Source organism: Agromyces sp. CCNWLW213, from assembly GCF_037199545.1.
In the GTDB taxonomy this organism is placed as follows: Bacteria; Actinomycetota; Actinomycetes; order Actinomycetales; family Microbacteriaceae; genus Agromyces.
This window is the reverse complement of the sequence record NZ_JBBBDX010000011.1, coordinates 76,448-87,539: the sequence shown is the minus strand read 5'-3', so window position 1 is coordinate 87,539 and position 11,092 is coordinate 76,448. Positions and strand designations below refer to the sequence as shown.

Below are 11,092 nucleotides of genomic sequence, written 5' to 3'. Positions count from 1 at the left end.
CCCCCCCCCCCCCCCCCCCCCCCCCCCCCCCCCCCCCCCCCCCCCCCCCCCCCCCCCCCCCCCCCCCCCCCCCCCCGACCCGGGTGCGGCAGACTCGGAACGTGGAGTCGGGGAGGATCGCGTGATCGCGGGCATCGGCATCGACGTGGTCGACATCGCGCGCTTCGAGCGCTCGCTCGAGCGGACGCCGGCGCTGCGCGAGCGCCTGTTCGCTGAGAGCGAACGCGACCGCCCGGCCCGCTCGCTCGCCGCCCGCTTCGCCGCGAAGGAGGCCCTCATCAAGGCGCTGGGCGGCCACGCCGTCATCCGCTGGCACGACATGCGGATCGTCAACGACGTCGACGGCAATCCCGACTTCGCCCTGTCGGGCGCACTGTCGCAGCACGTCGCGGCCCTCGGCATCGACCGGGTGCACCTGTCGATGAGCCACGACGCCGGGATCGCGAGCGCGTTCGTCGTGCTCGAACGCGCCGAGCCGCGAGGAGCCAAGCCGTGACCGCACTCCCCGGACCGTCCCCGTTCCGCGAGGCGGTGGTCGACCTCACCGCGGTCCGCCGCAACGTCCGCGCGATCGCGGCGCAGGTGGCGCCCGCGGCCGTGATGGCGGTCGTCAAGGCCGACGCGTACGGCCACGGCGCGGCGCCCGTCGCCCGCGCGGCGCTCGAGGGGGGCGCCGACTGGCTCGGCGTCGCCGACACGCACGAGGCGATCGCGCTCCGCGAGGCCGGCATCGAGGCGCCGATCCTCGCCTGGCTGCACGATCCCGACGCGCGGTTCGCGCCCGCCGTCGAGCGCGGCATCGACCTCGGCGCCTCCTCCGCGGCGCAGCTCGAGGCGATGGCGGATGCCGCGGCGACCGTCGGCGCCACCGCGAACGTGCACCTGAAGCTCGACACCGGGCTCAGCCGCAACGGCATCGCGCCCGAGGCATGGGCGGGAGCGGTGGCCCGCGCCGCCGGTCTCGAGGCGGCCGGCCGCATCCGCGTGCGCGGTGTCTTCAGCCACCTCGCCAACACCTCGCCCGACGAGGACGCCGCCCAGCTGGCCGCGTTCCTCCGCGGCGTCGACGAGGCCCGGCGCGCGGGGCTCCGCCCCGACCTGCGCCACCTCGCGTCCACTGCCGCAGCCCTGCGGTTCCCGGACGCCCGGCTCGATCTGGTCCGCATCGGGATCGGGGTCTACGGCATCCCGCCGTTCGGCGACGGCACGACCGCGGCCGAGCTGGGCCTCGCGCCGGTCATGACGCTCCGGGGCCGCGTCGCCGCCGTGCGGCGGGTCGAGGCCGGCGCCGGGGTGTCGTACAACCACGTCTGGCGGGCCGATCGACCGACGACCCTCGCGCTCGTGCCGCTGGGCTACGCCGACGGCGTGCCACGGCAGGCCTCCGGACGCGCCCAGGTGCTGCTCGGCGGGCGCCGCCGACCGGTCGTGGGCCGCATCGCGATGGACCAGTTCCTCGTCGACGTGGGCGACGACCCGGTCGCGGTCGGCGACGAGGTCGTGCTCTTCGGCGACCCCGGGGCGGGCGCGCCGTCGGCCGACGACTGGGGCGACGCCGCCGACACGATCGGCTACGAGATCGTCACGCGGATCGGCCCGCGCGTCCCGCGGTCCCACGTGGAGGGACGATGACGCGCCGCACCGTCCCCGACGCCGCGGCGATGGAGGAGCTCGGGCGCGAGATCGGCCGGCAGCTGCGCGCGGGCGACCTCCTCGTGCTCACCGGGCCGCTCGGCGCGGGCAAGACCACGCTCACCCGCGGCATCGGCGAGGGGCTCGGGGTCCGCGGTCCGGTGCAGAGCCCGACGTTCGTCCTCGCGCGGACCCATCCGAGCCTCGTCGGCGGGGTCCCCCTCGTGCACGTCGACGCGTACCGACTGTCGGGCGCGGCCGAGCTCGACGACCTCGACCTCGACTTCGACCACTCGGCGGTCGTCGTCGAATGGGGCGCCGGGCTGCTCGACGGCGTGAGCGACTCGTGGCTCGAGGTCCTCATCGCACGTCGCCGGGGCGGCGACGTCGACGCGGACGCCGCAGCGGGTGCCGGCGGCGATCCCGGCGCGGATGCCGGCAGCGACCTCGAGGCCGACGAACCGCGCGTCGTGGAGCTCATCGGCCACGGCCCTCGCTGGGCCGCCACGCCCTACGCCTCCGCCGCCCGGCTCGATCCCGCCCCCGGCCGCGGCGCCGAGGCCGCGAACTAGGCTGGAGGCCATGCTCCTCGCCATCGACACCTCCACGGGCACGAGCGTCGCCGTGGTCGACCACGAGGGCGGCATCCTCGCCGAGGCCGGCACGTCCGACACGATGCGCCATGCCGAGGTCGTGGGCGGGTTCATTCGCGACGCGCTCGCGGGGGCGGGCGTGCGGCCCGCCGACCTCTCCGCCGTCGCGGCCGGCATGGGTCCCGGCCCGTTCACCGGGCTGCGCGTCGGCATCGCCGCCGCGCACGCGTTCGCGCTCGGCGCCGGGCGTCCGTTCGTGCCCGTGGTGAGCCACGACGCGATCGCCGCGGCCTGGTACGCGGCGGGCGGCTCGGGTCGGCTGCAGGTCGTCACCGACGCGCGACGACGCGAGTCCGCCGTGAGCGACTACGACGGCCTCGACGGCGACGGTCTCCCCGTGCGCCTCGGCAGTCCGCGGCTCGAGCCGCGCGACGCCGTCCCGCAGCCGAGCGGCACGCGCCTCGACGCCGACGCCGTCCCGGCCGGAGCGCTCGGGCTGCTCGCCGAACGCGCCGGGGCCGCCGGACGGCTGCCGCTCGCCGCCGACGAGCCGCTCTACCTCCGCGCGCCCGACGTGACCCCGTCGGCCGGACCCAAGCGGGTGCTCGGATGAGCCTCCTGCTCCGCCACGCTCGACTCGAGCACCTCGACGCCATCATGGCGCTCGAGCGCGCGACGTTCGCCTCCGACGCCTGGCCCGAGCCGGCGATGCGGTCCGAGCTCGCCGGGGAGCACACCCACTACCTCGTCGCCGTCGACGACGAACGGCCCGAGGAGGTCGTCGCCTACGCCGGGCTCCTCGCCCCGCGCGGAGCCGGGCAGGGCGACATCCAGACGATCGCCGTGGCCCCCGACCGGCGCGGCGCCGGACTCGGCCGCGCGCTCATGCACGCGCTCATCGACGAGGCGCGACGGCGCGGCGTCGCCGAGCTGTTCCTCGAGGTCCGCGCCGACAACCCGGTCGCCCGCTCGCTCTACGGATCCCTCGGCTTCGCCGAGGTCGGCGTGCGGCGCGGCTACTACCAGCCCGACGGGGTCGACGCGGTCGTCATGCGGCTCGACGTGCCGCCGGCGGTCGCGCGCCCCGCGGCATCCGACGTCGCCCCCGCGCCGCGATCGGAAACCGGACGGATCGCCGGACCACCACCCGCAGGAGACGCCCCGTGAACCGCGACGCCCCCCTCGTGCTCGGCATCGAGACCTCGTGCGACGAGACCGGCGTCGGCATCGTCCGCGGCACCGAGCTGCTGGCCAACGCGATCGCCTCCTCGATGGACGAGCACGCGCGCTACGGCGGCGTCGTGCCCGAGGTCGCCGCGCGTGCGCACCTGGAGGCGCTCGGCCCGACGATCCGCGCGGCCCTCGACGAGGCCTCCGTCGAGCTGGCCGACCTCGACGCGGTCGCCGTCACGAACGGACCGGGACTCGCCGGGGCCCTGATGGTGGGCGTCGGCGCCGCGAAGGCCCTGGCGCTCTCGCTCGAGAAGCCCGTCTACGCCGTGAACCACCTCGTCGGGCACGTCGGCGCCGACCTCATCGGCGACCGGCCGCTGCAGGCCCCCAGCGTGGCGCTGCTCGTCTCGGGCGGGCACACGTCGCTCCTGCTGGTGCGCGACCTCGACTCCGACGTGGAGCTGCTGGGCGAGACCATCGACGACGCCGCGGGCGAGGCGTTCGACAAGGTCGCGCGGCTGCTCGGACTGCCCTATCCCGGCGGACCCGAGATCGACCGGGCCGCGGTCGGCGGCGACCCCGACGCGATCCGGTTCCCGCGCGGCCTCACGCGGCCGAAGGACCTCGAACGCCACCGCTACGACTTCTCGTTCTCCGGGCTCAAGACCGCGGTCGCACGATGGGTGGAGCAGCGCGAGGCCGCGGGCGAGCCCGTGCCGCTCGCCGACGTCGCCGCGAGCTTCCGCGAGGCGGTGGTCGACGTGCTCGTGACCAAGGCGATCGCCGCGTGCACCGACCTCGGCGTGCCCAGGCTGCTCCTCGGCGGTGGCGTGGTCGCCAACCGCCGGCTCCGTGAGGTCGCCGAGCAGCGAGCGGATGCCGCGGGCGTCGCGCTGCGCGTCCCGCCCCTGTCGCTCTGCACCGACAACGGCGCCATGATCGCCGCGCTGGGCGCCCGGCTGATCATGGCGGGGCACGCCCCGTCCGGGCTCGACTTCGGGGCCGACTCCACGCTGCCCGTCACCGTCATCCAGGGCTGACGCCCATGGGCAGGCCTCCCCGGTGCGGCACGTCGGACCCGGGCGCTAGGGTGGCCGATGCGCCCTCGGAACGAGCGGCGCCGACCCGCGTCGCCGGTCGTTGACATCACCCGGCGGCGCTGCCAGCATGGCCGGGTCCAGCAACCACATGAGGAGTCCCGAATGACCGACCCCAACGACCCCAACCGCTCCGACGTCCCGCCGCCCCCGCCGCCCGCGGCGCCCTCGTACGGCACCGCCCCGGCGTACGGATCGGGCACGCCGGCGTACGGTGCGCCGGCGTCGCAGAAGACCAACGTGCTGGCGATCGTCTCGCTCGTGTCGTCGTTCTTCATCTCGCTGGTGGGCATCATCACCGGCCACATCGCGCTCAGCCAGATCAAGAAGACCGGCGAGCAGGGCCGCGGCCTCGCGATCGCGGGCCTCATCATCGGCTACGTCGGCCTCGTGGTGGGCATCATCCTCGCGATCGTGTGGATCGCGATCTTCAGCGCCGCCGTCAACAGCGGCTCGCTGGACGGCTCCCTGAACTACTGATCCGACGACCGCACCCTCCGCACGCACGAAAGGGGCTCGACATGAGCGATCCCAGGCAGCCCGACGAGCCGGCAGAGCCGCTCACGCCCTCCGAACCGTCGGTCCCGGCCGAGCCGGTCGAGCCCACCGTGCCTGCCGAGCCGAGCGAACCGATCGGACCCTCGGTGCCCGATGAGCCGACCGTGCCGACCGGGCCCGAGACGCCCGCGATCCCCGTGGAGCCGATCGAGCCGTCCGGTCCGGCCGAGCCGCTCGAGGCCCCGGCGCCGCCCTCGGCGCCGGTGCCTCCGGCACCCCCCGCGCCTCCGGCACCGCCCGCGCCGCCGGCGTACGGCGGCGGCTCGCCGTTCGACACCGGGGGCGTGTCGTCGCCTGCGGCGGCCGCGTCCTACGACGGCATGCCCCAGGCCTACGGCGCCGGCGCGGGCGGAGCGGGCGCGGCGTCCGAGCCCGGTTCCGCCTACGGCGCCGGCCCCGGCGCCTACGGCGCGGCGGCGTATGGCGAGAGCGCCGCCTACGGAGCGACGCCCTACCAGCCGGCGCAGGCCAAGCCCACCGCGGTGTTCAGCATCATCTCGCTGATCGCCGGCATCATCGGCATCATCGGCTCCGGCATCGTGATCATCCCCTTCGTCGGCGGCATCCTGCAGCTCATCGTGCCGGCCGCGGCCGTCGTGCTGGGCTTCATCGGCCGTCGCAAGGAGCCGTCCGCGAAGGGCATGTGGCTGACCGGCATCGTCCTCGGGTTCGTGGGAATCGCGATCGGCATCATCTCGATCGTCGCCTGGGCGGCGCTGTTCGCGGTGAGCGAGAGCACGTACACCTACTGAGGGCGGTCGGGGTGAGCGACGAGCGGATGCCGGACCGGGCGCCGGTTCCACCGGGCCCTCCGCCCGGATCGCCGGCGCGCGAGGGCCTGCGGGGCATCGACACGTCGGAGCCCGCGCCGCAGCGCGAGTTCGACGTCCCGTACGACACCGGCGAACTGCACGGCCTGCCCACGGGCCAGCTCCTCGCGCTCGGCCGCCCCGCCCCCCAGCCGGAGTTCGAGGACGAGGAGGAGGAGCAGCGCCGGTTCTGGAGCCGACTCTCCGCCGCGCTCGGCGTCGTGGGCGCCGTCGCGTCCCTGTTCGTCGGGTGGATGCTGCCGCTCTCCATCGCCGCGATCGTGTTCGGCGTACTGGGCCTGCGTCGCGAGGAGCACGCGCGCGTGCCCGCTTTCGTCGGCATCGGCACCGGCATCACCGGACTCGTCTTCTCGGGGGTCTGGATCGGCTACTACGCGATCGTCTTCGGCGCCCTCCCGCGCTGAGCCGGTCGCAGCGAGCCCGCAGCGGCGCCGCGTCGCCTCACAGGCGCTCGACGAGGAGTGCGACGTGCCGGCCCTCCTCGCGCGTCAGCACGACCGTGGCCGACGTATCGCCCTTCAGCTTCAGCCGCGTGCGGAGTGCCGCCGGGTCGACGTCGACGCCGCGCTTCTTGATCTCGAGCGTGCCGACGCCCCGGGTGTGGAGGGCCTGGCGGAGGTGGCGCTCGTCGGCGGGAAGCCGCTCGACCACGCGGAACCCGCGCGCGAACGGGCTCTCGAACGCGCGATCGGCCGTGATGTAGGCGATGCCCTCGCTCAGCATCCATCCGCCGTTCGCCCGCGCGAGATCGCCGATGAGCCGGGCCCGGATGACGGCGCCGTCGGGCTCGTACAGGTAATCGCCCAGCGGACCCACCGGCGCGTCCTCGCTGTCGGCCGGCGCGATCAGCTCGTGGGCGGCGTCGCCGCGGATGACCAGCGCCGCACGGCCCACACCCGGCCTCGCCAGGGAGCCGGTCCAGACGACGAGCTCGACGACGTCGCCGTCGACCGAGACCCACTGCGCCTCGGCGCCGACCGGCACCAGGTCGCGATCGGTGCCCGGGCCGAGCTTCACGCCGACCGGCATCCGCTCGGCCAGCCCGAAGGCGAAGTCGAGCGAGGGGGAGTAGTCGGCGGCATCCGCCAGTCGCTTCGTCGTGCCGCCGGCCGTCGTGCGCCGCGCCGGGTCGAGCCACGCGGCGTCGATACCCCCGAGGGGGACCTCCTCGGCGGCGGAGTGCAGCACGTTCACGCGAGGGAACGGCGTCAGGTTGAATGCCGCGATCGCGGCCGTCACCTCGTCGGCGTCGGCCGCCGTGACCTCGAGGTCGATCGCGGCGAACGCGAGGGCGTCTCCTCCGATGCCGCAACCGAGGTCCGCGACGTGGCGGAGGCCCGCGCGCGCGTACCGGCCGGCGTGGAGTGCGGCGACGCGGAGCCGCGTCGCCTGCTCGAGGCCGGCGTCGGTGAAGAGCATGCGGTCGGCGAACTCGCCGAACTTCGCGCGCGCCCTGGCCCGGAGCCGCGACTGGGTCAGGACGGCCGCCACGAGGCCGGGGGAGTGCCCTCGGCGCCGGAGGTCGGCGACGGACTTCACCACGTCGGACCTGCGGGTCCAGGCGGGCAGGGAGTCGAGCAGGTCGAGCCCTTCGGGCGAGAGCAGTTCGACGAGCTCGGCGCGGTCCACGCCGACACGCTAGCACCGCGGCATCCGCTGGCACTCACGTTGCACGAGTGCCAGAACCGCCCTAGACTCCTGTTAGCACTCTCATTCAGAGGCTGCTAACCCCAGTCTTCGTCAAGAAAGAGGTCAACCGTGTCGGTTTCCATCAAGCCGCTCGAGGATCGCATCGTCATCAAGCAGGTCGAGGCCGAGCAGACCACCGCGTCGGGTCTGGTCATCCCCGACACCGCCAAGGAGAAGCCCCAGGAGGGCGAGGTCGTGGCCGTGGGCCCGGGCCGCATCGACGACAACGGCAACCGGGTCCCGCTCGACGTGGCCGTCGGCGACAAGGTGATCTACTCCAAGTACGGCGGCACCGAGGTGAAGTTCGGCGGCGACGAGTTCCTCGTCCTCTCGGCGCGCGACGTGCTCGCGGTCGTCGTCCGCTAGTCGGTCCGACCACCTCCGCGGCCCGGATGCCACACGGCATCCGGGCCGCGTCGTCGTCCGGCGGAGCGGTGCACTCGGCGAGCGGCGGCGGCCGGCTGCCGGGCCCTGTCGGCGGGATCTCGACGAAGTCCGGCAGTCGCGCACCCGCGTCCGCGTCGGAGGCCGAGCGTAGGCTTGACCGGTGAGCACCGCACCCACCGTCGCCGCCGCCACCTCGTCGCAGGGCGTGAGCCGCAGCGGCCTGCTCTACGCGGTCGCGGCGTACGGGCTGTGGGGGTTCCTCCCCATCTACTTCATCGCGCTGGCCCCCACCGGGCCCGTCGAGATCGTCGCGTGGCGCATCCTCCTCTCGCTCGTCTTCTGCGCCCTGCTCATCGCGGTGACACGCTCCTGGCGCGCATTCCGCGAGCTGCTGCGCGACCGTCGCGTCGTGCTCACGATGGGGGCCGCGGGCGTCCTGATCTTCGTCAACTGGCTCACCTACGTCTTCGCGACGCTCAACGGACAGGTGGTCGAAGCCGCGCTCGGGTACTTCATCAACCCCATCGTCACGGTCTTCCTCGGCGTGATCGTGCTGCGCGAGCGGCTCAACGCCACGCAGTGGACCGCGGTCGGCATCTCGATCGTCGCGGTCGTCGTGCTCGCCGTGGGCTACGGGCAGCCGCCGTGGATCGCCCTCGTCCTCGCCTTCAGCTTCGGCTTCTACGGGCTCATCAAGAAGCGCGTGGGGCACCGCGTCGACGCGGTGTCCGGGCTGACGCTCGAGACCGCGTGGCTGGCGCCCTTCGCGGCCGTGCTGCTCGTGGTCGTCGCCATGAACGGCGCCCTGACCATGGGCTCGCTCGGCGCCTGGCACACGGTGCTGCTGGCGGCAGCGGGTGCGGTGACGGCGATCCCGCTGCTGCTCTTCGCCGCGGCCTCCCGGCGTCTCCCGCTGACCTACATGGGCTTCATCCAGTACTTCGCGCCGTTCATCCAGTTCCTCGTGGGCGTGGTCGTGCTGCAGGAACCGATGCCGCTCGAGCGCTGGATCGGGTTCGGCCTCGTCTGGGTCGCGCTCGCCGTCCTCACGTTCGACCTCCTCCGCGGGGCGCGGGCGCGGCGGGCGGCGGCGATCGAGCCGGTCTGAGGCACCCCCGATCGGGGGGTTCGGAGGGCGCTTCCGGCCCTCCACGGCGATGCCGGAACCGTGCGCGAAGAGGCCGGTCCACGCCGGTTTCGTGCGTGCAGCCCCCTCGCGGTGTCGCCGACATAACGATCCGCCGGGTGTTACCGGGTTGTGATGCGATGTCCTTGTTTCCACATGTGGCGGGCAATACTGTCAAAACCATCGGTGTCGCCAGACGCCGGAATTGTGTCCCAATCCTTCAGTCCCAAGGAGCAACATGAGCGTATTCGCGAAGGCACGGGCCTCGCGCTCGGGTCGCGCAGCGTGGACGGGCATCGCCATCGCCGGCGTCAGCGCCCTCCTCCTCACCGCGTGCAGCACGGGCGGCGAAGCCGAGCCCGAGGAGTCCGAGGCGCCGGCCGCGAGCGGTGACGCCCAGGAGATCGAGGCGGGCGAGCGCGACCTCACCCTCAAGGTCGGCACCATCCTGCCGCAGTCCGGTGCGCTCGCGTTCCTCGGCCCGCCCGAGGAGGCCGGTGTGGCACTCGCCGCACAGGACATCAACGAGGCCGACCTCGGCCTCCAGGTCGAGGTCGTCTACCGCGACTCCGGCGACACCACGACCGACACCGCGACCGTCTCGGTCACCGACCTCCTCTCGCAGGACGTGTCGGCGATCATCGGCGCCGCGTCGTCGGGTGTCTCGAAGACCGTCATCGACCAGATCGTCGCCGCGGGCGTCGTGCAGTTCTCGCCGGCCAACACGTCGGCCGACTTCACGAACTACGACGACAACAACCTGTACTGGCGCACGGCCCCGTCCGACGTCCTGCAGGGCGAGGTGCTCGGCAACCTGATCGCCGAGGACGGCAACGCGACCCTCGGCATGATCGTGCTGAACGACGCGTACGGCACCGGCCTCGCGCAGTTCACGCGCGACGCCTTCGAGGCCGCGGGCGGCGAGGTCGTCGCCGAGGCGCTCTTCAACGAGGGCGACTCGAGCTTCGACGCGCAGATCTCCGAGGTCACGGCGGCCAACCCCGACGCGATCGCGCTGATCACGTTCGACCAGGCCAAGGTCATCACGCCGGCGCTCGTCGGCAGCGGCTACCCCGGCGACAAGCTGTACTTCGTCGACGGCAACCTGGCCGACTACAGCGCCGACTTCGCGCCCGGCCTCGTCGCCGGCTCGAAGGGCACGCTGCCGGGTCTCGACGTGGGCACGCTCGGTGACTTCACCGACCGCCTGCTCGAGGTCGACCCCGAGCTGCAGGACTACAGCTACGCGGCTGAGTCCTACGACGCGGTGACGCTCATCGCGCTCGCGGCCTACGCGGCCAACAGCGTCGAGGGCACCGACATCGCGGCGTACCTGCAGCAGGTCTCCGGCGGTTCGGGCGACGGCGAGAAGGTCGACACCTTCGCCGCCGGCGCCGAGGCGCTCGCCGAGGGCAACCAGATCGACTACGACGGCCCGTCCGGCCCGATCACGTTCGACGAGAACGGCGACCCGACCGAGGCGACCATCGGCATCTTCCAGTACCTCGACGACAACACGTACGAGCGCATCGGCGACGGCTGATCCACTCGCACAGGAAGGGCCCCGGCTTCGGCCGGGGCCCTTTCGCGTGCCCCGGGACCTCGGCGAGTCATCGTGCGGCCGCGGAGGGGCGTGTCGTGGCGACGGGCCGCCGGTGCAGACGGGGGCACCCCGCAGCTCGACGGGCGACGACGCGGACGTGGACCACGGACCGAGCCGAGTTCCGAGGGCGCCTGTCGACTGAGCACCCGTGGCCAGCCCGGCGCGGCGCAGACCCGGGACGGGCTCGGCAACGTGGGCCGACGCCGTCCACGCGGGCCGTACGCGGTCGCGTGAGGCCGTGGCGCCCCGCCACCCGCCTGCAGGGCGCACGGGGCCGTTGCGGGCGCGCGCGCTCGCGAGCGGAGGTCACAGCGCCGCCCCGTCGGTACCGGCACGGCTCCTCGGCGCTGCCCCGCGCGCCGCCAGGGCCGCGCCGAACGGGCCGGGCGGCCGAGCCCGGCCGG

At 74.1% G+C, this 11,092-nt stretch carries 13 protein-coding genes; 12 read left to right on the top strand and 1 reads right to left on the bottom strand.

What is annotated here, in order from left to right:
- The first annotated feature begins 121 nt into the window (after window positions 1–121).
- From WBQ80_RS16370 to WBQ80_RS16330, 9 genes are all read left to right on the top strand, one after another.
- Window positions 122–496, top strand: coding sequence for a holo-ACP synthase (locus WBQ80_RS16370; protein WP_336571980.1), 375 nt, complete (start codon window positions 122–124; stop codon window positions 494–496).
- On the top strand, window positions 493–1,632 hold the full coding sequence (gene alr, locus WBQ80_RS16365) for an alanine racemase (RefSeq protein ID WP_336571981.1): 1,140 nt from the start codon (window positions 493–495) through the stop codon (window positions 1,630–1,632). The genes WBQ80_RS16370 and alr overlap by 4 nt, the downstream gene beginning before the upstream one ends.
- On the top strand, window positions 1,629–2,204 hold the full coding sequence (gene tsaE / locus WBQ80_RS16360; RefSeq protein WP_336571982.1) for a tRNA (adenosine(37)-N6)-threonylcarbamoyltransferase complex ATPase subunit type 1 TsaE: 576 nt from the start codon (window positions 1,629–1,631) through the stop codon (window positions 2,202–2,204). Before alr ends, tsaE begins: the two co-directional genes overlap by 4 nt.
- A gap of 10 nt (window positions 2,205–2,214) precedes the next feature.
- Window positions 2,215–2,838 carry a tRNA (adenosine(37)-N6)-threonylcarbamoyltransferase complex dimerization subunit type 1 TsaB gene (tsaB, locus tag WBQ80_RS16355; protein WP_336571983.1) on the top strand — a complete coding sequence of 208 codons (624 nt, stop codon included), beginning with the start codon at window positions 2,215–2,217 and terminating at the stop codon, window positions 2,836–2,838.
- Window positions 2,835–3,392 carry a ribosomal protein S18-alanine N-acetyltransferase gene (gene rimI, locus WBQ80_RS16350; RefSeq protein ID WP_336571984.1) on the top strand — a complete coding sequence of 186 codons (558 nt, stop codon included), beginning with the start codon at window positions 2,835–2,837 and terminating at the stop codon, window positions 3,390–3,392. The genes tsaB and rimI overlap by 4 nt, the downstream gene beginning before the upstream one ends.
- A complete protein-coding gene (tsaD, locus tag WBQ80_RS16345; protein WP_336571985.1) occupies window positions 3,389–4,438 on the top strand; it encodes a tRNA (adenosine(37)-N6)-threonylcarbamoyltransferase complex transferase subunit TsaD in 1,050 nt (349 codons plus the stop codon). Before rimI ends, tsaD begins: the two co-directional genes overlap by 4 nt.
- 162 nt (window positions 4,439–4,600) lie before the next feature.
- Window positions 4,601–4,975, top strand: a complete 375-nt coding sequence (locus tag WBQ80_RS16340; RefSeq protein ID WP_336571986.1) for a DUF4190 domain-containing protein — start codon at window positions 4,601–4,603, stop codon at window positions 4,973–4,975.
- A 41-nt stretch (window positions 4,976–5,016) separates the two neighbouring features.
- Window positions 5,017–5,805, top strand: coding sequence for a DUF4190 domain-containing protein (locus WBQ80_RS16335; protein WP_336571987.1), 789 nt, complete (start codon window positions 5,017–5,019; stop codon window positions 5,803–5,805).
- 11 nt (window positions 5,806–5,816) lie between these two features.
- Window positions 5,817–6,287 (top strand): hypothetical protein, encoded by a 471-nt coding sequence (locus WBQ80_RS16330; protein ID WP_336571988.1) that lies wholly within the window; start codon window positions 5,817–5,819, stop codon window positions 6,285–6,287.
- 37 nt (window positions 6,288–6,324) lie between these two features.
- Here the strand turns inward: WBQ80_RS16330 and WBQ80_RS16325 are convergent, their stop codons facing one another.
- Window positions 6,325–7,512, bottom strand: coding sequence for a class I SAM-dependent methyltransferase (locus WBQ80_RS16325; protein WP_336571989.1), 1,188 nt, complete (start codon window positions 7,510–7,512; stop codon window positions 6,325–6,327).
- 129 nt (window positions 7,513–7,641) lie between these two features.
- Between WBQ80_RS16325 and groES the strand changes: the two genes are divergently transcribed.
- From groES to WBQ80_RS16310, 3 genes are all read left to right on the top strand, one after another.
- Window positions 7,642–7,938 carry a co-chaperone GroES gene (gene groES, locus WBQ80_RS16320; RefSeq protein ID WP_336571990.1) on the top strand — a complete coding sequence of 99 codons (297 nt, stop codon included), beginning with the start codon at window positions 7,642–7,644 and terminating at the stop codon, window positions 7,936–7,938.
- Window positions 7,939–8,119: 181 nt separating this feature from the next.
- Complete coding sequence (gene rarD, locus WBQ80_RS16315) at window positions 8,120–9,067, top strand: EamA family transporter RarD (RefSeq protein WP_336571991.1); 948 nt, start codon at window positions 8,120–8,122, stop codon at window positions 9,065–9,067.
- 256 nt (window positions 9,068–9,323) lie between these two features.
- Window positions 9,324–10,628, top strand: a complete 1,305-nt coding sequence (locus tag WBQ80_RS16310) for an ABC transporter substrate-binding protein (protein WP_336571992.1) — start codon at window positions 9,324–9,326, stop codon at window positions 10,626–10,628.
- Window positions 10,629–11,092 lie beyond the last annotated feature (464 nt).